The sequence below is a fragment of the Escherichia sp. MOD1-EC7003 genome, assembly GCF_002965065.1.
Lineage (GTDB): Bacteria > Pseudomonadota > Gammaproteobacteria > Enterobacterales > Enterobacteriaceae > Escherichia.
This window is the reverse complement of sequence record NZ_PTRE01000098.1, coordinates 1-20306: the sequence shown is the minus strand read 5'-3', so window position 1 is coordinate 20306 and position 20306 is coordinate 1. Positions and strand designations below refer to the sequence as shown.

Annotated in this window: 19 protein-coding genes; 10 read left to right on the top strand and 9 right to left on the bottom strand. The window is 50.6% G+C overall.

Going from position 1 to position 20306, the window contains the following annotated elements; genetic code table 11:
* Positions 1–2: 2 nt before the first annotated feature.
* From yeiB to mglC, 5 genes are all read left to right on the top strand, one after another.
* Complete coding sequence (gene yeiB, locus A7090_RS17805; RefSeq protein ID WP_105275024.1) at positions 3–1160, top strand: DUF418 domain-containing protein YeiB; 1158 nt, start codon at positions 3–5, stop codon at positions 1158–1160.
* Positions 1161–1301: 141 nt separating this feature from the next.
* Positions 1302–2342: an HTH-type transcriptional regulator GalS gene (gene galS, locus A7090_RS17795; protein ID WP_105275023.1), complete on the top strand. Its 1041-nt coding sequence runs from the start codon at positions 1302–1304 to the stop codon at positions 2340–2342.
* 279 nt (positions 2343–2621) lie between these two features.
* On the top strand, positions 2622–3620 hold the full coding sequence (mglB, locus tag A7090_RS17790) for a galactose/glucose ABC transporter substrate-binding protein MglB (RefSeq protein ID WP_105275022.1): 999 nt from the start codon (positions 2622–2624) through the stop codon (positions 3618–3620).
* A gap of 61 nt (positions 3621–3681) precedes the next feature.
* Entirely contained in the window at positions 3682–5202 is a 1521-nt protein-coding gene (mglA, locus tag A7090_RS17785) for a galactose/methyl galactoside ABC transporter ATP-binding protein MglA (RefSeq protein ID WP_105275021.1), read from the top strand.
* Positions 5203–5217: 15 nt separating this feature from the next.
* Positions 5218–6228, top strand: coding sequence for a galactose/methyl galactoside ABC transporter permease MglC (gene mglC, locus A7090_RS17780; protein ID WP_105275020.1), 1011 nt, complete (start codon positions 5218–5220; stop codon positions 6226–6228).
* 112 nt (positions 6229–6340) lie between these two features.
* On the opposite strand, the gene preA is transcribed toward mglC, so the two are convergent.
* The 7 genes from preA to A7090_RS17745 all read right to left on the bottom strand — a co-directional run bounded on the left by preA (position 6341) and on the right by A7090_RS17745 (position 13229).
* Positions 6341–7576 (bottom strand): NAD-dependent dihydropyrimidine dehydrogenase subunit PreA, encoded by a 1236-nt coding sequence (preA, locus tag A7090_RS17775; RefSeq protein WP_105275019.1) that lies wholly within the window; start codon positions 7574–7576, stop codon positions 6341–6343.
* Positions 7570–8808 carry an NAD-dependent dihydropyrimidine dehydrogenase subunit PreT gene (gene preT, locus A7090_RS17770; protein ID WP_105275018.1) on the bottom strand — a complete coding sequence of 413 codons (1239 nt, stop codon included), beginning with the start codon at positions 8806–8808 and terminating at the stop codon, positions 7570–7572. Before preT ends, preA begins: the two co-directional genes overlap by 7 nt.
* A gap of 364 nt (positions 8809–9172) precedes the next feature.
* Complete coding sequence (locus tag A7090_RS17765; protein WP_105275017.1) at positions 9173–9412, bottom strand: DUF2542 family protein; 240 nt, start codon at positions 9410–9412, stop codon at positions 9173–9175.
* A 2-nt stretch (positions 9413–9414) separates the two neighbouring features.
* Entirely contained in the window at positions 9415–10134 is a 720-nt protein-coding gene (gene sanA / locus A7090_RS17760; RefSeq protein WP_105275016.1) for an outer membrane permeability protein SanA, read from the bottom strand.
* 990 nt (positions 10135–11124) lie between these two features.
* Positions 11125–12009, bottom strand: a complete 885-nt coding sequence (cdd, locus tag A7090_RS17755; RefSeq protein ID WP_105275015.1) for a cytidine deaminase — start codon at positions 12007–12009, stop codon at positions 11125–11127.
* Positions 12010–12138: 129 nt separating this feature from the next.
* Positions 12139–12834 (bottom strand): CidB/LrgB family autolysis modulator, encoded by a 696-nt coding sequence (locus A7090_RS17750; protein WP_105275014.1) that lies wholly within the window; start codon positions 12832–12834, stop codon positions 12139–12141.
* Positions 12831–13229, bottom strand: a complete 399-nt coding sequence (locus tag A7090_RS17745; protein ID WP_105275013.1) for a CidA/LrgA family protein — start codon at positions 13227–13229, stop codon at positions 12831–12833. The genes A7090_RS17750 and A7090_RS17745 overlap by 4 nt, the downstream gene beginning before the upstream one ends.
* 238 nt (positions 13230–13467) lie before the next feature.
* Here A7090_RS17745 and dusC point away from each other — a divergent pair, with 238 nt between their 5' ends.
* Positions 13468–14415 carry a tRNA dihydrouridine(16) synthase DusC gene (dusC, locus tag A7090_RS17740; protein ID WP_105275012.1) on the top strand — a complete coding sequence of 316 codons (948 nt, stop codon included), beginning with the start codon at positions 13468–13470 and terminating at the stop codon, positions 14413–14415.
* 346 nt (positions 14416–14761) lie between these two features.
* Here dusC and yohP read toward each other — a convergent pair whose 3' ends face one another.
* A complete protein-coding gene (gene yohP / locus A7090_RS17735) occupies positions 14762–14845 on the bottom strand; it encodes a small membrane protein YohP (RefSeq protein WP_000691708.1) in 84 nt (27 codons plus the stop codon).
* A gap of 223 nt (positions 14846–15068) precedes the next feature.
* Between yohP and mdtQ the strand changes: the two genes are divergently transcribed.
* A complete protein-coding gene (mdtQ, locus tag A7090_RS17725; protein ID WP_105275011.1) occupies positions 15069–16505 on the top strand; it encodes a multidrug resistance outer membrane protein MdtQ in 1437 nt (478 codons plus the stop codon).
* A 52-nt stretch (positions 16506–16557) separates the two neighbouring features.
* Positions 16558–17319, top strand: coding sequence for an SDR family oxidoreductase (locus A7090_RS17720; RefSeq protein WP_105275010.1), 762 nt, complete (start codon positions 16558–16560; stop codon positions 17317–17319).
* 126 nt (positions 17320–17445) lie between these two features.
* On the opposite strand, the gene A7090_RS17715 is transcribed toward A7090_RS17720, so the two are convergent.
* Positions 17446–18024 carry a DedA family protein gene (locus tag A7090_RS17715; RefSeq protein WP_105275009.1) on the bottom strand — a complete coding sequence of 193 codons (579 nt, stop codon included), beginning with the start codon at positions 18022–18024 and terminating at the stop codon, positions 17446–17448.
* A gap of 169 nt (positions 18025–18193) precedes the next feature.
* On the opposite strand from A7090_RS17715, the gene A7090_RS17710 reads away from it, so the two are divergent.
* Both A7090_RS17710 and pbpG read left to right on the top strand, forming a co-directional pair.
* Entirely contained in the window at positions 18194–18781 is a 588-nt protein-coding gene (locus A7090_RS17710; protein ID WP_105275008.1) for a Yip1 family protein, read from the top strand.
* 173 nt (positions 18782–18954) lie between these two features.
* Positions 18955–19869: a D-alanyl-D-alanine endopeptidase gene (gene pbpG, locus A7090_RS17705; protein ID WP_105275007.1), complete on the top strand. Its 915-nt coding sequence runs from the start codon at positions 18955–18957 to the stop codon at positions 19867–19869.
* The last annotated feature ends 437 nt before the right edge of the window (positions 19870–20306 follow it).

The window sequence follows — 20306 nt, the reverse complement described above, 5'->3', positions numbered from 1 at the left end:
TCATGGAGCGCAACGTCACGCTCGATTTTGTTCGCGGCGTCGCCATTCTGGGGATCCTGTTATTAAACATCAGCGCCTTTGGGCTACCAAAGGCGGCTTATCTCAATCCTGCATGGTACGGTGCTATTACGCCGCAGGATGCATGGACCTGGGCATTTCTTGATCTCATTGGCCAGGTGAAATTCCTCACACTTTTTGCGCTGCTGTTTGGTGCGGGACTGCAAATGTTGCTGCCCCGTGGCAGACGCTGGATCCAGTCGCGGTTAACGCTGTTAGTCTTGTTGGGCTTTATTCACGGATTGTTGTTCTGGGACGGCGATATTCTGCTGGCTTACGGGCTGGTGGGCTTAATCTGCTGGCGACTGGTGCGCGATGCGCCATCAGTAAAAAGCCTGTTTAATACTGGCGTCATGCTTTATCTGGTGGGGCTTGGCGTTTTGCTGTTGTTGGGGGTGATTTCCGACGGCCAGACCAGCCGCGCCTGGACGCCGGATGCGTCGGCTATTTTGTATGAAAAATACTGGAAACTTCACGGCGGCGTTGAAGCGATCAGTAACCGCGCCGATGGCGTAGGCAACAGTTTACTGGCGCTGGGCGCACAGTATGGCTGGCAACTGGCTGGGATGATGTTAATTGGCGCGGCGCTGATGCGCAGTGGCTGGCTGAAAGGGCAGTTCAGCTTACGTCACTATCGTCGTACCGGTTTTGTGCTGGTGGCGATTGGGATGATCATTAACCTTCTTGCCATCGCCCTGCAGTGGCGGCTGGACTGGGCGTATCGCTGGTGCGCCTTCTTACTTCAGATGCCGCGGGAATTGAGTGCGCCGTTTCAGGCGATTGGCTATGCGTCGCTGTTTTATGGCTTCTGGCCGCAATTAAGCCGTTTTAAGCTGGTGCTGGCGATCGCCTGCGTCGGACGGATGGCGCTAACCAACTATCTAATGCAAACGCTGATTTGTACCACGATTTTTTACCACCTGGGTTTGTTTATGCAGTTTAACCGCCTGGAGCTGCTGGCGTTTGTTATTCCGGTATGGTTGGTAAACCTGCTTTTCTCCGTTATCTGGCTGCGTTACTTCCGTCAGGGGCCGGTGGAATGGCTCTGGCGTCAGTTAACTTTGCGCGCCGCCGGACCGGCATTATCTAAAACATCAAGATAACGATCAGGATCACATTCGTTAACAAAACGGCTGTAACCGTTTCCATTGCTGTGACTCGATTCACGAAGTCCTGTATTCAGTGCTGACAAAATAGCCGCCAGCAAGCTGTCATTTACTGCAATCTCATAACAGGTAGTGGATATGATCACCATTCGTGATGTAGCGCGTCAGGCTGGCGTCTCTGTGGCAACGGTTTCCCGGGTGCTCAATAACAGCACGCTGGTCAGTGCCGACACGCGTGAAGCCGTAATGAAAGCAGTGAGCGAGCTGGATTATCGACCAAATGCCAATGCCCAGGCGCTGGCAACTCAGGTGAGCGATACCATTGGCCTGGTGGTGATGGACGTTTCTGATGCGTTTTTCGGCGCACTGGTAAAAGCGGTGGATCTCGTTGCCCAGCAGCACCAGAAATACGTGCTGATAGGCAATAGCTATCATGAAGCGGAAAAAGAGCGTCACGCCATTGAGGTGTTAATTCGCCAGCGTTGTAACGCGTTGATTGTTCATTCAAAAGCGTTAAGTGACGATGAACTGGCACAGTTTATGGATAACATTCCTGGTATGGTGTTAATCAACCGCGTTGTACCGGGTTACGCCCATCGTTGCGTTTGCCTGGATAATCTCAGCGGTGCCCGAATGGCGACGCGCATGTTGCTGAATAACGGGCATCAACGTATTGGTTATCTTTCTTCCAGCCACGGCATTGAAGATGACGTCATGCGTAAAGCAGGCTGGATGAGTGCGTTGAAAGAGCAGGATATTGTTCCACCGGAAAGCTGGATTGGCATCGGCACGCCGGACATGTCAGGTGGTGAGGCGGCGATGGTTGAACTGCTGGGGCGCAATCTACAACTTACCGCTGTGTTGGCTTATAACGACAATATGGCTGCTGGCGCACTGACAGCATTAAAAGATAATGGCATTGCGATTCCGTTACATCTCTCAATCATCGGTTTCGATGATATTCCCATCGCTCGTTACACTGACCCGCAATTAACGACCGTACGTTATCCCATTGCTTCGATGGCAAAATTAGCCACCGAACTGGCCTTGCAGGGGGCAGCAGGTAACCTTGATCCTCGCGCCAGCCACTGTTTTATGCCGACGTTGGTGCGTCGCCATTCTGTCGCAACGCGCCAGAATGCGGCGGCGATCACTAACTCAACAAATCAGGCGATGTAACCGCTTTCAATCTGTGAGTGATTTCACAGTATCGTAACAATACGATAGCTATGATTGCACCGTTTTAACGCTGTAACCTGTATGTAACAGTTAATAATCACTTTTACCGAGGTAATAGCGTCATAACAACAATTAAAGCCGTTTTCTGGAGCGTTACCGGGCATGGAAGAACGAATTTTAAAAAGTGAGCTTCGGCGTTCAGCAACATTTCATTAACGCTACTGCCCCGCCGAGCATTTATCTCAAGCACTACCCTGCATAAGAAAAACCGGAGATATCATGAATAAGAAGGTGTTAACCCTGTCTGCTGTGATGGCCAGCATGTTATTCGGTGCCACTGCACACGCTGCTGATACCCGCATTGGTGTAACAATCTATAAGTATGACGATAACTTTATGTCTGTTGTGCGCAAGGCTATTGAGCAGGATGCGAAAGCCGCACCAGATGTTCAGCTGTTGATGAATGATTCTCAGAATGACCAGTCCAAGCAGAACGATCAGATTGACGTGCTGTTGGCGAAAGGGGTGAAGGCACTGGCGATCAACCTGGTTGACCCGGCAGCTGCGGGTACGGTGATTGAGAAAGCGCGTGGGCAAAACGTGCCGGTGGTTTTCTTTAACAAAGAACCGTCTCGTAAGGCGCTGGATAGCTACGAGAAAGCCTACTACGTTGGCACCGACTCCAAAGAATCCGGCATTATTCAGGGCGATTTGATTGCTAAACACTGGGCGGCGAATCAGGGGTGGGATCTGAACAAAGACGGTCAGATTCAATTCGTACTGCTGAAAGGTGAACCGGGTCATCCGGATGCAGAAGCACGCACCACTTACGTAATTAAAGAATTGAACGGCAAAGGCATCAAAACTGAACAGTTACAGTTAGATACCGCTATGTGGGATACCGCTCAGGCGAAAGATAAGATGGACGCCTGGCTGTCTGGTCCGAACGCCAACAAAATCGAAGTGGTTATCGCCAACAACGATGCGATGGCAATGGGGGCGGTAGAAGCGCTGAAAGCCCACAACAAATCCAGCATTCCGGTGTTTGGCGTCGATGCGCTGCCAGAAGCGCTGGCGCTGGTAAAATCCGGTGCACTGGCGGGCACGGTATTGAATGATGCTAACAACCAGGCGAAAGCAACCTTTGATCTGGCGAAAAACCTGGCCGATGGCAAAGGTGCGGCTGATGGCACCAACTGGAAAATCGACAACAAAGTAGTCCGCGTACCTTATGTTGGCGTAGATAAAGACAACCTGGCTGAATTCAGCAAGAAATAAGACTGATTGGGCGCAGTCGTTTACTGCGCCCTTATTGTATTGGCCAACAAGGTAAAATGATATGGTCAGCTCAACGACTCCGTCTTCCGGGGAATACTTGTTGGAAATGAGCGGTATCAACAAGTCTTTTCCTGGTGTCAAGGCACTTGATAACGTTAATTTTAAAGTCCGGCCACATTCTATCCATGCATTAATGGGGGAAAACGGTGCAGGAAAATCAACATTATTAAAATGCCTGTTTGGCATTTATCAAAAAGACTCCGGCACCATTTTATTCCAGGGTAAAGAGATCGATTTTCATTCTGCCAAAGAAGCACTGGAAAATGGTATTTCGATGGTACACCAGGAGTTAAACCTGGTATTGCAACGTTCGGTGATGGACAACATGTGGCTGGGGCGATATCCCACCAAAGGCATGTTTGTCGATCAAGACAAAATGTACCGCGAAACCAAAGCGATTTTTGATGAACTGGATATTGATATCGATCCGCGTGCGCGTGTCGGCACATTATCCGTTTCGCAAATGCAGATGATCGAAATCGCCAAAGCGTTTTCCTATAACGCGAAAATTGTGATTATGGATGAACCGACTTCTTCATTAACCGAAAAAGAGGTCAATCATCTGTTCACTATTATTCGTAAATTAAAAGAGCGCGGCTGCGGTATTGTTTATATCTCGCATAAAATGGAAGAAATATTCCAGTTATGTGATGAAGTCACTGTATTGCGCGACGGGCAGTGGATCGCAACCGAACCGCTGGCAGGGCTGACGATGGACAAGATCATCGCCATGATGGTTGGGCGTTCTCTTAACCAGCGTTTCCCTGACAAAGAAAACACGCCGGGCGAAGTCATCCTCGAGGTGCGTAATCTAACGTCACTGCGCCAGCCGTCGATTCGCGATGTCTCGTTTGATCTGCATAAAGGGGAGATCCTCGGTATTGCCGGTCTGGTGGGTGCGAAACGTACCGATATTGTTGAGACGTTATTTGGTATTCGCGAGAAATCGGCTGGCACCATTACGTTGCACGGCAAAAAGATCAATAACCATAATGCCAACGAAGCCATAAACCACGGATTTGCACTGGTAACTGAAGAGCGCCGTTCAACGGGAATTTATGCCTATCTTGATATCGGTTTTAACTCGTTAATTTCCAATATTCGCAACTACAAAAACAAAGTGGGTTTACTGGATAACTCACGAATGAAAAGCGATACCCAGTGGGTGATTGATTCGATGCGGGTAAAAACGCCTGGCCATCGTACACAAATTGGTTCGCTCTCAGGTGGTAATCAGCAAAAAGTGATTATTGGTCGCTGGCTGTTAACGCAACCAGAAATATTAATGCTCGATGAACCGACGCGCGGTATCGATGTTGGGGCGAAGTTTGAGATTTATCAGTTAATTGCCGAACTGGCGAAGAAAGGTAAGGGGATTATTATTATCTCCTCCGAAATGCCTGAGTTGTTAGGGATAACAGACCGTATTCTTGTCATGAGCAATGGTCTCGTTTCTGGAATTGTCGATACAAAAACAACAACGCAAAACGAAATTCTGCGTCTTGCGTCTTTGCACCTTTAAGATTAGGGGCTTCCCATGAGTGCGTTAAATAAGAAAAGTTTTTTTACTTACCTGAAAGAGGGCGGTATTTACGTCGTTCTTTTAGTTTTGCTGGCGATTATTATTTTCCAGGATCCAACATTTTTAAGTCTGTTGAACTTAAGTAATATTCTCACTCAGTCATCGGTGCGTATTATTATCGCGCTTGGTGTGGCAGGATTAATTGTTACCCAAGGGACCGACCTTTCTGCGGGGCGTCAGGTAGGGCTGGCCGCTGTGGTGGCAGCCACTTTGTTGCAGTCGATGGATAACGCTAACAAAGTATTCCCGGAAATGGCGACGATGCCGATTGCGTTGGTTATTCTGATTGTCTGTGCCATTGGCGCGGTGATCGGTTTGATCAACGGCCTGATTATCGCTTATCTCAACGTGACGCCATTCATTACCACGCTTGGCACGATGATTATTGTTTACGGCATCAACTCGCTCTATTACGACTTTGTTGGGGCGTCGCCAATTTCTGGTTTTGACAGTGGCTTCTCTACCTTTGCTCAGGGCTTTGTCGCGCTGGGGAATTTCCGTCTCTCTTACATCACCTTCTACGCGCTGATTGCGGTGGCGTTCGTTTGGGTGTTGTGGAACAAAACCCGCTTTGGTAAGAACATTTTTGCCATTGGTGGTAACCCGGAAGCGGCGAAAGTATCGGGTGTCAACGTCGGTCTGAACCTGCTGATGATCTACGCGTTGTCTGGTGTGTTCTATGCCTTCGGCGGGATGTTAGAAGCCGGACGTATCGGCTCTGCCACCAATAACCTCGGCTTTATGTATGAGCTGGATGCTATCGCGGCGTGTGTGGTGGGCGGCGTATCGTTCAGCGGTGGTGTAGGGACGGTGATTGGCGTGGTGACCGGGGTAATTATTTTTACCGTCATTAACTATGGCCTGACGTACATCGGCGTAAACCCGTACTGGCAGTACATCATCAAAGGGGCGATTATTATCTTCGCCGTGGCGCTGGATTCACTGAAATACGCACGCAAGAAGTGATATGAATGTGGTCCATGCATATAACATGCTGATTTATATGGTTTTGTAGGCCGGATAAGGCGTTCACGCCGCATCCGGCGACAGGAGCCAGATGCCGGATGCATCTCTGGTTTTACAACGTTACCGGGTGTTCGTTCTCTCCTTTCTTAAACTTCACTTCACCGAGATCAATACAACCCACTGGGCAGACGTGACCGCAAAGCAGACAACCAACGCATTTTTCGGTATTACAATGCGGCGTGCGGCTTTTTTCGCTCCATTCCATCGCCTGGTGACCGCCGTCGTAACAGGAAATATAACAGCGTCCACAGCCAACACATTTATCAAGATTGATATGGGGATAGACAATATAACTGCGGTCTAAATCTTCTGCCGGGACAATATTGTGATTCGCCAGACCTACCATCTCCTGCAACGAATCAAACCCTTGATCGGCAAGATAATGTGACAACCCGCTCGCCATATCTTCTACAATGCGATAGCCGTACTGCATAATGCCGGTGGTCACCTGCAACGTCGCTGCGCCGAGCAATAAAAACTCAGCTGCATCTTCCCAGGTTTCAATACCGCCGATACCGCTGATCGGAAAATCGTGCAGTTCTGGATGGGTGCGCATTTGCTGAATAAAGCGCAGGGCGATCGGTTTTACCGCTTTACCGGAATATCCGGAAATACTCGATTTACCGTTAACGATCGGCATGCCAATTTTCTGATTAAGATCGATATTGGTGATGGACTTAACGGTGTTAATTGCCGCAATGCCATCTGCACCGCCGCGTTTCGCCGCCAGCGCCACTTCGCACATATCACCGATATTCGGCGTCATCTTAGCCAGCATCGGTAGCGTGGAGCCGCGTTTCACCGCCCGGCAATATTTTTCTACCAGTTCCGGGCTTTGCCCGACATCGCTCCCCATCGCATGAGACGTCATTTGCGGGCAGGAGAAGTTACATTCGATCATATCGGCGCCAGCTTCTTGCACCAGCCGCGCCAGATCTTCCCACTGTTGCTCATTTTCCCCCATGATCGAGGCGATCAATACTTTGTCCGGGTAATCTTCTTTCAACCGACGCAGAGCGGCCAGATTCTCCTCCAGGGGATGCTCGGCAATCTGCTCCATATTTTTGAAGCCAATAAAGCCAGTGTCTTCTTTCACCAGATGATCAAAACGCGGCGAGACTTCGTTGGCGATAAAAAAACCGATCGTTTTGAACACCACGCCGCCCCAGCCAGTGTCATAGGCTTTGGCGCACATCTCATAGCAATTGCCTACTGGCGAAGAAGAGAGGCAGAACGGGTTGACAAACTTCACGCCGCAAAAGGTAATAGAAAGATCTTTCGTTAACATGAGCAAGCTCCCTCTAAATAGTGATGAATCGCCTCGGCGGCTTCTTTCCCGGTTTTCACGGCATAAACCACGATTTTGTCACCCTCAACAATATCGCCAGCAGCAAAGACTTGCGGATCGCGGGTCTGGTAATTTTGTGTTTTGATAGTGTTACGCTGCGGCTCTAACTCCGCAAAGGCATCCAGTCTGGCATGCTGACCGACGGCGAGAATAATTTTATCTGCCGCCATCGTCAGTTCGCCCGGTAACCGTACATGCTTAAACGTGACTTTATTGCCTTCCACGGCCACTGGCGTGAAGCCATCGATGATCGAAACGCCCAGCTCCCGTGCGCTGGCAAACTCTTTTTCGCTTGCCGGAAACGCATCTAACTCTTCACGCGCTACGCAAGTTACCGCCTGACAGCCGAGAACTTTCAGCGTGCTGGCAACGTCCATCGCGACATCGCCACCGCCGATAATTAATGCGCTTTGTGGAATGCTGATATCGCCTTGCGCCAGGCGTGCGCGTTGCAAGAAGTCGACGGCTATCTCGACGTCGCAATGCTCAAACAGCGGTAGCCCGGAACCGCTCGACAACCCTACGGTGACCAGTACCGCGCGGTTTTCCGCTTTCAGTTGCTCCAGGGTGAGTGTTTTACCGATTTCGTTATTGCACTTAATTGTCACGCCCATTTTTTCAATACGGGCGATTTCTGCATCCAGCACGGATTGCGGTAAACGAAATTGCGGAATGCCGTTACGCAACCAGCCACCAGGCTGTGATTCTTTCTCATAAATCGTGACGTCATAGCCCAGATTTGTCAGCGTCACGCTGGCCTGCAATCCGGCAGGACCTGCGCCAATAATGGCGACTTTGCCGAGCGTTTTAGTACCCGGCTGATAAATTTCCATTCCAGTTTGTTGTTCAAAATCAGTAACAAAACGCTGTAAGCGCCCGATATCAATGGGAACATCAACACCGGCACGGGTACAACCGCTTTGGCATAATTTCTCCGTCGGGCATACCCTGGCACAAACGGCACCGAGGGCATTATTTTCGCGAATTGTCTCGGCAGCGCCTTTAAAATTACGAAAGTAGATTGAGCGAATAAATTTCCCCGGATCGGTCTGCGCCGGGCAAGCCTGACTACAGGGAGCATCGTGACATAATAAACAGCGAGAGGCTTCTTTAATCGCCAGTAACGGCGTAAAAGCCGGAGTGAGTTCATCCAGATAATTTTGTTGCAACATGTGATCTTCCTTAATGCTATGAGTAATTAAGGCGAACGCTAAATATACTCGTCATACTTCAAGTTGCATGTGCTGCGTCTGCGGGTTATTCGGCCCATCCATGGGCCTCACCCCTTATGGGGCCGCTGCAGGCAGCGTTCAAATCCGCTCCATGCGGATTTGTCGCTCACCCCAGTCACTTGTCGCCTTCCTGCAACTCGAATTATTTAGAGTATAAATATTGCGTGCTGATATTAAGGCTAAGCGTGTGGGGAGATTTAAACTGTGAAAGGATTCACAAATAGCTGCGGTTCAGAATGTTATATCCGCAGCTTATTGAGTGAAGTAATAATTATTCTCAATGATTAACAGAAAAGGGAAAATATTAACGATAGAAAATAAGATAAACAATCATGCCGATAGATAAAATTCCGAAGCCACTATATGCCACTATATACGCGAAGAAAAGTCCTGGATTTTTTGCTCGCCAGACATACACCGGTTCCGGCGCATTTTTAACCCGTTTATCAATCGCGCCTGCACGCCAGCCTTTCCATGCTTCGCGAAAACAAAATATCGGGATAAGGAAAAAAACGGCAACGACAAAAAACTGCTGTACATCCATAACTACTTTCCTTGCTTCTTTTGTAATTCAAGTAACTGTTCGGGCGTGACTGCGGGATACCCCTGCGCATCTTCCGGCACTTGATGCATTGCCGGAATGGGGACCAGCGGCCCTAAAAAACGCGGTTCACGCTTAAAAATATAAAGATCAGCCAGCGCACCGAAACGGGCTGCAAATTCGCGAATACGTACTGACAGCATATCTTTCGGTGACGGTACGGCATAACACTGGGCCTGAATCCCCATATGCAGCGCAATAAATAATGCTCGCTCACAGTGGAAACGTTGGGTGATGATAATGAAATCATTAGTATCGAAAACTTTGCGTGTCCGTACGATGGAATCCAGCGTACGAAAGCCTGCGTAATCGAGGACAATATCTGATGGGTCGACGCCTGCGGCAATTAAATCTTTGCGCATGGTCATCGGCTCATTATAACTTTGCAATGCGTTATCGCCGCTCAGTAATAGGTAATTCACCTTACCGCTGTTATAGGCATTAATCGCTCCTTGAATGCGGTAGCGATAATACTGATTAATTACGCCGGTACGATAATATTTTGCTGTACCAAGCACCACACCGACCTGGCGGTAGGGGAGATCCTGCAATTCGTCGTAGATATAAGGCGCGGTTTTCCAACTCATCCAGCGATCGAGGCCGAGCACAGTCAACAGCAGCAAGCCGATCAGGACTAACAGGCTGTAGAACACACGCTTTAACATGCAGGGAACTCGATCTAAGGAAAATTTCCATCAGGCTACTTTACCCGCTAGTTTTGCGCAAGAAACGGCAAACTGTTTGCCGGGATTTTCGACACCAAAAGACGTTGGCAAGCATGATGCGACGCTTATCAGTGTGCCAGACCTGTAGGCCGGATAAGGCGTTCACGCCGCATCCGGCAAGAACAACGCCAAATTGCCTGATGCGCTACGCTTATCAGGCCTACACAATCTCTGCAATATATTGAATTTGCATGGTTTTGTAGGCCGGATAAGGCGTTCACGCCGCATCCGGCATGAACAACGCAAAATTGCCTGATGCGCTACGCTTATCAGGCCTACATCGTTTCTGCAATATATTGAATTTGCATGATTTTGTAGGCCGGATAAGGCGTTCACGCCGCATCCGGCAAGGACAACGCAAAATTGCCTGATGCGCTACGCTTATCAGGCCTACATCGTTTCTGCAATATATTGAATTTGCATGATTTTGTAGGCCGGATAAGGCGTTCACGCCGCATCCGGCAAGGACAACGCCAAATAGCCTGATGCGCTACGCTTATCAGGCCTACACAATCTCTGCAATATATTGAAATTACATGATTTTGTAGGCCGGATAAGGCGTTCACGCCGCATCCGGCAAGAACAACGCCAAATTGCCTGATGCGCTACGCTTATCAGGCCTACATCGTTTCTGCAATATATTGAATTTGCATGATTTTGTAGGCCGGATAAGGCGTTCACGCCGCATCCGGCAAGAACAACGCCAAATTGCCTGATGCGCTACGCTTATCAGGCCTACATCGTTTCTGCAATATATTGAATTTGCATGATTTTGTAGGCCGGATAAGGCGTTCACGCCGCATCCGGCAAGGACAACGCCAAATAGCCTGATGCGCTACGCTTATCAGGCCTACACAATCTCTGCAATATATTGAAATTACATGCTTTTGTAGGCCGGATAAGGCGTTCACGCCGCATCCGGCATCAGACTTAAGCGAGAAGAACGCGGTCGATATTGTGACAACCAAGAGCTTTCAGCGTTGCGGAGGTTGCATCCCACTGAATCAACGGTGCATCAGCTTTTTCTGCCAGAACCGCGCGCTGGATATCCGGGTAATCATAGCCCTTGAGATTCAACAGAATTAATGCTCCCTGCAACGGTGGCAGAGTCGGGTTGAATGCGGCGTTTTCAGCGTAGCTGCCGCTGAAAATACGACCGTCTTTACATTCCAGCGCCACACCGCCTGGCGACTTACTGTAAGGCATATGTGAACGGTTTGCCGCTGCAATCGCCGCCTGAGAAAGCGCATCACCAGTCAGCGCATAGCCGTGATCCTGCTCGTCCATCAGCAGCGTTTTAATCTCCAGATCTTTCGGCCCAAAGGCATCCGGCAGATAGTCACGAAGCGCGTGTGCCTCGCGGCCCGGCAGATGAATACGCAGATCCAGACCGCTGTTCAGTTCATTCATAAACTGACGGCAGTGACCACAAGGCGTGTAGTTAACGGTGATGGCTACGAGCGCTTTTTCACCACTTAACCAGGCGTGGCTGATCGCGCTTTGTTCAGCATGAACGGTTTGCTGCATTGTCGCACCAATAAATTCCATATTGGCACCGAAATACCAGGTTCCGCTCACACCGCGCGCAATTGCGCCAACATTAAAATTCGACAATGGCGTACGCGCACAGGCCGCCGCCAGCGGAAGTAGTGCGAATGCCAGCGCGTCTTCGTCCAGCCCCGTTGCGCTCTTCAGCGATGAGACTTGCTCCCCGGTCAACAAAGCAGGGAAGTACTTGTCTGCCAGAATAGGTTCCAGTGCAGATTGCAAGTTATCCGTAAGTTGGGCAAAAGCGGTTTGAAAACGTGGATGCATGGCGTTGCCTCATAATCATGTAATGGGATAACAGTTTACGAACCCGTTATGGCTTTATATGTGATCTGAATCTCATTAATTATGCAACGCGTGAAACTTACATCAAAAATGCGCAACTCATCGCAAATTTTAGCCCATTACTGCCAGAATAATCGGGAAAAGGAACGGTGCGATCAGCGAAGTAATAATTCCGCATAACACCAGCGCCAGCGAACTAAATGCACCTTCCTGATAATCCAGCTCGGCGCAGCGCGCCGTACCGAGGGCGTGTGAGGCTGTCCCCATCGCCAGACCGCGCGCAGCTTTGGTACGAATACGCATCGCATTAAGCAATGTATGGCCAAACACCGCGCCGAGGATGCCGACGAAAATCACGCAAACTGCGCTGATTGCCGGAATACCACCAATACTGCCGCCAACCGCCATTGCAATAGGCGTGGTGACTGATTTCGGCAGGATTGACGCGGCGATTTCCGGTGAAGCACCCATCAGCAATGCCACAGACGTTCCTGTCACCATTGCGACCACGCTGCCGATAAAACAGATGGTGATGATCGATTTCCAGCGCGCGCGGATCTGGTGCAGCTGCTCATATAAAGGATAGGCCAGCGCGACGACTGCCGGTTGCAGCAGAGCGTTTAGCACTTCACTACCTTTGAAGTAGCTGTCGTAAGAGATGCCGGTCAGCATTAAAAAAGGAATGATCACCACCATTGCTACCAGCAACGGGTTAAGCAAGGGAAACTTATACCGTGCCGCCAGTTTGCGGGCGGCAAAAAAAACAATCAACGTTAGCGGCAATGACCACCAGATATTCGCCATCATTCTTCTGATCCTTTCTGACCTACGACTTTACGTTCACCGTGCACCAGGTGCGAACTCCAGCTCACCACCAGAAAAACCACCAGCGTACTAATGACACAGGAAACCACTACCGGACCAAACTGTGCGCGGAGCAAATCAAAATATTGCATGACGCCTACGCCAATCGGCACAAACAATAGCGCCATATAGCGAATCAGTACGTAGCACCCCGGATTGACCCACTTCGCCGGAAGAATTTGCAAGGCCAGCAGGACGAACAGGATCAGCATCCCGATGATGCTGCCCGGAATAGTTACCGGTAGCAGGGAAGCAATGAAAATGCCTGCATACAGGCAGGCATAAATCAGGACGAAAGCGCGTAAATATTGCCAGATAATGTTCAGTGTCTTACTCATAATCAACACCCCAGATGAGATTGATTCATCATACAATTAATTCGTAAAACGTGCTACCGATCACATTAAGAAATCAGTGCTTATTTTTTCGCTCCCCGGCATTACGCTGTGAGCAGCGAACTCAGGCATACATCAAGCATAGAAAGGGATTGCAGTTTGCAGCAATCCCTCTCTGCAGACCTTTAATCCGCTGACCAGAGGCGCTAACATAGCGCCTCATTTTTTTGCGGGTGATGATATGCGTGTGTTACTGGCGCCGATGGAAGGTGTGCTTGACTCTCTGGTGCGTGAATTGCTGACCGAAGTTAACGACTACGATCTGTGCATCACTGAGTTTGTCCGCGTGGTGGATCAACTGCTGCCGGTAAAAGTTTTTCATCGCATTTGCCCTGAGCTAGAAAACGCCAGCCGGACACCATCCGGTACTCTGGTGCGTGTGCAACTGTTGGGGCAGTTTCCACAATGGCTGGCAGAGAACGCCGCCCGCGCGGTGGAATTAGGTTCCTGGGGCGTGGATCTCAATTGCGGCTGCCCGTCTAAAACAGTTAACGGTAGCGGCGGCGGGGCGACGTTACTCAAAGATCCTGAACTTATCTTCCAGGGCGCGAAAGCGATGCGCGAAGCTGTACCGGCGCATTTGCCCGTCAGTGTGAAAGTGCGTCTGGGCTGGGACAGCGGTGAGAAGAAATTTGAAATCGCTGATGCGGTTCAACAGGCTGGCGCTACGGAACTGGTGGTGCATGGGCGGACAAAAGAGCAGGGTTACCGCGCGGAGCATATTGACTGGCAGGCGATTGGCGAGATTCGCCAGCGGCTGACTATTCCGGTGATTGCCAACGGTGAAATCTGGGACTGGCAGAGCGCGCAACAATGCATGGCGATCAGCGGTTGCGACGCAGTGATGATTGGTCGCGGGGCGCTCAATATTCCCAACCTGAGCCGGGTGGTAAAATATAACGAACCGCGAATGCCGTGGCCGGAGGTGGTTGCTTTGCTGCAAAAATATACCCGTCTGGAAAAGCAGGGCGATACCGGGTTATATCACGTCGCGCGGATTAAACAGTGGTTGAGTTATTTGCGTAAAGAATATGATGAAGCAACGGAATTATTTCAGCATGTTCGGGTGTTGAATAATTCCCCTGATATTGCAAGGGCTATTCAGGCAATTGATATCGAGAAACTCTAAGAAACCATAGTGATGTTTTTTGACAATGTGTTAGCTCTTTATCAATAGGCCGCACGGTTGTTTGGTGGCGTCAAAATCGCCGAGGCGTTCCCTGAAGGCTGAGGGCGCGTTTTACAGGGATGTTACCTCGCGCCCGACCCGGTAGCCGTAAGGGATAAGCCGAGGGCACCGCGCAGCGGCGATTTTGTTCGCCAGAGCCGGGGGTGCAGGGGGCGGCGGCGATTGGCCGCCCCCTGCGCGCTCCTTGCGCCAGTGATTATATGAAGCAATGCACATGACAGGAGCGCAACAGGATGAGAGACTGAACTATTCTCGTTATTTTCGGACCTGATGACATTAATTAATTTTAAAATATCATCTTAAATACGCCAGTCACCACCAGTAGCCCAATCAGGAAAATAATCAATACAGCCCAGAGTATAATTTTCATTGGCGGTCCTTTATTTGTGAGTGCTGAATAAGTATAGGAAAAAATGAAGCCGTTTGCCGTTATCCATAAATAATTAAGATAAATCGCAGGATATCATTCACTTACTGTATATTTTTCTGGATATGTCGTTTTATTGCCACTGATGTATTGCCACGCGAAACTAAAAAATATATCGCAACACACGGTAATCTCCTCGCACCTTTTCTTACCTGATTATTCCCCCATGACTCGTGATTCCTTTTATCCTGCCATCGCCTGTTTTCCGCTGTTACTGATGCTGGCCGGGTGTGCGCCTGTGCACGAAACCCGCCAGGCGTTAAGCCAGCAAACGCCCGCAGCACAAGTTGACACTACATTACCCACGGCGCTGAAAAATGGTTGGCCAGACAGCCAATGGTGGTTTGAGTATCACGATAATCAACTCACTTCGTTAATTAACAATGCATTACAGAATGCACCGGATATGCAGGTGGCTGAACAGCGCATTCAGCTGGCTGAAGCCCAGGCGAAGGCAGTCGCAGCCCAGGATGGCCCGCAGATCGATTTTTCTGCGGATATGGAGCGGCAAAAAATGTCGGCAGAAGGGTTAATGGGACCGTTTGCTCTGAACGATCCTGCCGCAGGTACGACTGGCCCGTGGTACACCAACGGTACTTTTGGCTTAACGGCGGGCTGGCATCTTGATATCTGGGGAAAGAATCGGGCAGAGGTTACTGCTCGCCTGGGTACGGTTAAAGCACGAGCGGCAGAGCGTGAGCAAACCCGCCAATTGCTGGCTGGCAGCGTAGCCCGCCTGTACTGGGAGTGGCAAACCCAGGCGGCGTTAAACACTGTTTTGCAGCAAATCGAAAAAGAGCAGAACACCATTATCGCGACCGATCGCCAGCTATATCAGAACGGGATTACTTCTTCAGTTGAAGGTGTGGAAACCGATATTAATGCCAGCAAAACCCGGCAGCAGCTCAACGATGTCGCGGGGAAAATGAAAATTATAGAGGCGCGGTTAAGCGCTCTCACAAATCACCAGACAAAGTCACTGAAGCTTAAACCGGTCGCGTTGCCGAAAGTGGCAAGCCAGCTTCCTGATGAACTGGGGTACTCCTTACTGGCGCGGCGGGCAGATTTGCAGGCGGCGCACTGGTACGTTGAGTCATCGTTAAGCACTATTGATGCGGCAAAAGCGGCATTTTATCCTGACATCAACCTGATGGCCTTCCTGCAACAGGATGCGTTGCACTTAAGCGATCTGTTCCGTCATTCCGCGCAGCAAATGGGTGTTACGGCAGGCCTTACGCTACCTATTTTCGATAGTGGTCGTCTTAATGCCAACCTCGATATCGCGAAAGCCGAAAGCAACTTGTCTATCGCCAGCTACAACAAAGCGGTGGTTGAAGCGGTGAATGACGTGGCGCGGGCAGCCAGTCAGGTTCAGACATTAGCGGAGAAAAACCAGCATCAGGCGCAGATTGAGCGCGATGCATTGCGTGTGGTAGGTCTTGCGCAGGCCCGCTTTAACGCGGGCATCATTGCCGGTTCCCGGGTCAGCGAAGCCAGAATCCCGGCGCTGCGTGAGCGGGCCAATGGCCTGTTATTGCAAGGGCAGTGGCTGGATGCCTCCATTCAACTCACCGGTGCGCTGGGCGGGGGTTACAAACGCTGATGATATGCGCCTTCTATACTTAACGTTTGTTGAGCGTTAAGTGGAGAACTCGATGGCACAGGTCGCGATAATTACCGCCTCCGATTCGGGGATCGGCAAAGAGTGCGCGTTATTACTGGCGCAGCAGGGGTTTGATATTGGCATTACCTGGCACTCAGATGAAGAAGGGGCAAAAGATACCGCGCGTAAGGTGGTTAGCCACGGCGTACGTGCGGAGATCGTGCAACTGGATCTCGGCAATCTACCAGAAGGTGCGCAGGCGCTGGAGAAACTTATTCAACGGCTGGGGCGTATCGATGTGCTGGTGAATAATGCGGGCGCAATGACCAAAGCGCCGTTTCTTGATATGGCTTTTGATGAGTGGCGCAAGATTTTTACCATTGATGTCGATGGCGCATTTTTATGCTCGCAAATTGCGGCTCGTCAGATGGTGAAACAAGGGCAGGGCGGTCGCATCATCAACATTACGTCGGTACATGAGCATACGCCGCTGCCGGACGCCAGCGCCTACACCGCCGCTAAACATGCGCTCGGTGGGCTAACCAAAGCGATGGCGCTGGAGCTGGTCAGGCATAAGATTTTGGTGAATGCAGTCGCGCCTGGGGCAATCGCCACGCCAATGAACGGCATGGATGATGGCGACGTGAAGCCCGACGCGGAGCCTTCGATTCCCCTGCGGCGTTTTGGCGCAACGCATGAGATTGCCAGCCTGGTGGTGTGGCTATGCTCGGAGGGCGCAAATTACACCACCGGGCAGTCGTTGATAGTGGATGGCGGCTTTATGCTGGCGAATCCGCAGTTTAAGCCGGAGTAGTGCAATGAGGTGAGTGGCGACTTCAATAGGTAATATTTTGTAGATGATAAGACGTGCAAGCGTCGCATCAGGCATGGTGTACCTGATGTTGGATGCGGCGTGAACGCCTTATCCGAGGCAATGGTTTTACGCCTGATGATCCGACTTTTTCTTCCTGCGCCGTTTTAACCACCAGCGCACGCCTACCACCAGAACCACGACCAGAATCAACCAGACCCAGTACTTCAAATGTTGCTCGAGATTGTGCAACCATGGCGCAATCACCTGACCACCAGCGTAACCGATAGTGGTAAAAATCAACGCCCAGGCTAATGCGCCGAGAATATTCAGCGGCAGAAAGATTTTCGGCGGCAGCTGGCTGGCACCAATCAGCGTCGGGCCAATCACCCGAAAGCCATACATAAAGCGCGTACCAATAACAAACAAATACGGATGGCACTGGATCAGCGTCTGCGCTCGCTCAATTTTATCCTGATGTTTAGAGAAACGGCGTAACAGCTTGCCACCAAACCGCCGCCCGCACAGATAAAGCACCTGGTCGCCAATCATGCCGCCAAGCGCCACAGAAAGTACTACTAGCGGGAACGTTAATAACCCCTGATGTGCTGCAACGCCTCCAAGCAACGTCACGGTTTCACCCTCTGCCAGACTGCCGAGTACCAGCGCGGCATAACCATATTGTGAGATGAGTGTATTGAGATCCATAGAGCAGTCTGTCTCCCTTTGGTTGCCTGTAAGCATACACCCTGTGAATCATTCACGCTGAAAAAGGATGTTCACCAGACAGTGTAAATTACATAGGTGAACAAAAAATAATCACAGGCTGACTTATACTTGAACTGTCAGGTTCATGAACTCACAACAAGGGGGCGGTATGAGCCATGTCTGGGGACTGTTTTCCCACCCCGATCGTGAAATGCAGGTGATTAATCGCGAAAACGAAACGATTTCTCATCACTACACCCACCACGTTTTGCTGATGGCGGCGATTCCGGTGATTTGCGCCTTCATTGGCACTACACAGATTGGCTGGAATTTTGGCGATGGCACTATCCTGAAGTTATCCTGGTTTACCGGACTGGCGCTGGCTGTCTTGTTTTATGGCGTTATGCTGGCTGGGGTCGCGGTAATGGGGCGGGTCATCTGGTGGATGGCGCGCAGTTATCCGCAGCGTCCGTCACTTGCGCACTGTATGGTCTTTGCGGGCTACGTTGCAACTCCGCTGTTTTTAAGCGGTCTGGTGGCGCTTTACCCGCTGGTCTGGTTGTGTGCGCTGGTCGGCACGGTGGCGCTGTTTTACACCGGCTACCTGCTTTATCTCGGTATTCCAAGCTTCCTGAATATCAACAAAGAGGAAGGCCTTAGCTTCTCCAGTTCGACGCTGGCGATCGGCGTGCTGGTACTGGAAGTGCTGCTTGCTATTACCGTCATTTTGTGGGGGTACGGGTATCGTCTGTTTTAGAGAGTTTTTTGACGTTGCATTGCTGGCGTAAATGTCAGCAATGCAGCATTTCCTCACGATTCTCCTTTGACGATCGCACTTTTTGCTCGTTATGATGGCTTTGCCAGCCTCAGTAAACCCTTACTCCGGCGGTGCGCAACCCGTGCGCGTGAACCACTATCTGAATGCTCATCATGCCGAAATTTCGAGTTTCTTTATTTAGCCTGGCCCTGATGCTGGCTGTGCCTTTTGCACCGCAGGCCGTTGCGAAAACGGCTGCCGCTACCACCGCTTCGCAGCCGGAAATTGCCTCCGGTAGCGCGATGATTGTTGATCTGAATACCAACAAAGTTATCTATTCTAATCACCCGGATCTGGTGCGTCCGATTGCGTCTATAAGCAAATTAATGACCGCGATGGTTGTGCTGGATGCACGACTGCCGCTGGATGAAAAACTGAAAGTGGATATCAGCCAGACGCCGGAGATGAAAGGAGTCTATTCGCGCGTACGACTGAACAGCGAAATCAGTCGTAAAGATATGCTGTTGCTGGCGCTGATGTCTTCAGAAAACCGCGCGGCGGCAAGCCTGGCGCACCATTATCCCGGTGGCTACAAAGCCTTTATTAAGGCGATGAATGCGAAAGCTAAATCGCTCGGAATGAACAATACGCGCTTCGTTGAACCGACCGGACTCTCGGTGCATAACGTTTCAACGGCCCGTGACTTAACTAAACTGCTAATCGCCAGCAAACAATATCCGTTGATCGGGCAGTTAAGTACCACCCGGGAAGATATGGCCACCTTCTCTAATCCGACGTATACGTTGCCGTTCCGCAATACTAACCATCTGGTGTATCGCGATAACTGGAATATTCAGTTAACTAAAACCGGCTTTACCAATGCGGCGGGCCATTGTCTGGTGATGCGTACAGTTATCAATAATAAACCGGTGGCGCTGGTAGTGATGGACGCATTTGGCAAATATACCCATTTTGCCGATGCCAGCCGCCTGCGTACCTGGATTGAGACCGGTAAAGTGATGCCTGTTCCGGCAGCAGCGTTGAGCTATAAAAAGCAAAAAGCCGCACAGATGGCGGCGAACGATTAAGGGTAGGCCGGATAAGGCGTTCACGCCGCATCCGGCATCAGGTGCCCGAGCCTGACGCGATGCTTGCGCATCTTATCAGGCCTACAAGCGTGACGCGTCCGTAGGCCGGATAAGGCGTTCACGCCGCATCCGGCATCAGATGCCCGTGCCTGATGCGATGCTTGCGCATCTTATCAGGCCTACAAACGTGACGCGCCCGTAGGCCGGATAAGGCGTTCACGCCGCATCCGGCATCAGGTGCCCGAGCCTGATGCGATGCTTGCGCATCTTATCAGGCCTACAAACGTGACGCGTCCGTAGGCCGGATAAGGCGTTCACGCCGCATCCGGCATCAGGTGCCCGAGCCTGATGCGATGCTTGCGCATCTTATCAGGCCTACAAACGTGACGCGTCCGTAGGCCGGATAAGGCGTTCACGCCGCATCCGGCATCAGGTGC

What these genes read in the sequence shown, in the direction of transcription:
- A7090_RS17720 (WP_105275010.1), top strand. Translation starts at nt 16,558, where the DNA reads ATGGCACAGGTCGCGATAATTACCGCCTCCGATTCGGGGATCGGCAAA.
- yeiB (WP_105275024.1), top strand. Translation starts at nt 3, where the DNA reads ATGGAGCGCAACGTCACGCTCGATTTTGTTCGCGGCGTCGCCATTCTG.
- mglB (WP_105275022.1), top strand. Translation starts at nt 2,622, where the DNA reads ATGAATAAGAAGGTGTTAACCCTGTCTGCTGTGATGGCCAGCATGTTA.
- A7090_RS17715 (WP_105275009.1), bottom strand. Translation starts at nt 18,024, where the DNA reads ATGGATCTCAATACACTCATCTCACAATATGGTTATGCCGCGCTGGTA.
- mglC (WP_105275020.1), top strand. Translation starts at nt 5,218, where the DNA reads ATGAGTGCGTTAAATAAGAAAAGTTTTTTTACTTACCTGAAAGAGGGC.
- dusC (WP_105275012.1), top strand. Translation starts at nt 13,468, where the DNA reads ATGCGTGTGTTACTGGCGCCGATGGAAGGTGTGCTTGACTCTCTGGTG.
- A7090_RS17710 (WP_105275008.1), top strand. Translation starts at nt 18,194, where the DNA reads ATGAGCCATGTCTGGGGACTGTTTTCCCACCCCGATCGTGAAATGCAG.
- yohP (WP_000691708.1), bottom strand. Translation starts at nt 14,845, where the DNA reads ATGAAAATTATACTCTGGGCTGTATTGATTATTTTCCTGATTGGGCTA.
- preT (WP_105275018.1), bottom strand. Translation starts at nt 8,808, where the DNA reads ATGTTGCAACAAAATTATCTGGATGAACTCACTCCGGCTTTTACGCCG.
- A7090_RS17765 (WP_105275017.1), bottom strand. Translation starts at nt 9,412, where the DNA reads ATGGATGTACAGCAGTTTTTTGTCGTTGCCGTTTTTTTCCTTATCCCG.
- A7090_RS17750 (WP_105275014.1), bottom strand. Translation starts at nt 12,834, where the DNA reads ATGATGGCGAATATCTGGTGGTCATTGCCGCTAACGTTGATTGTTTTT.
- pbpG (WP_105275007.1), top strand. Translation starts at nt 18,955, where the DNA reads ATGCCGAAATTTCGAGTTTCTTTATTTAGCCTGGCCCTGATGCTGGCT.
- sanA (WP_105275016.1), bottom strand. Translation starts at nt 10,134, where the DNA reads ATGTTAAAGCGTGTGTTCTACAGCCTGTTAGTCCTGATCGGCTTGCTG.
- cdd (WP_105275015.1), bottom strand. Translation starts at nt 12,009, where the DNA reads ATGCATCCACGTTTTCAAACCGCTTTTGCCCAACTTACGGATAACTTG.
- mglA (WP_105275021.1), top strand. Translation starts at nt 3,682, where the DNA reads ATGGTCAGCTCAACGACTCCGTCTTCCGGGGAATACTTGTTGGAAATG.
- mdtQ (WP_105275011.1), top strand. Translation starts at nt 15,069, where the DNA reads ATGACTCGTGATTCCTTTTATCCTGCCATCGCCTGTTTTCCGCTGTTA.
- galS (WP_105275023.1), top strand. Translation starts at nt 1,302, where the DNA reads ATGATCACCATTCGTGATGTAGCGCGTCAGGCTGGCGTCTCTGTGGCA.
- preA (WP_105275019.1), bottom strand. Translation starts at nt 7,576, where the DNA reads ATGTTAACGAAAGATCTTTCTATTACCTTTTGCGGCGTGAAGTTTGTC.
- A7090_RS17745 (WP_105275013.1), bottom strand. Translation starts at nt 13,229, where the DNA reads ATGAGTAAGACACTGAACATTATCTGGCAATATTTACGCGCTTTCGTC.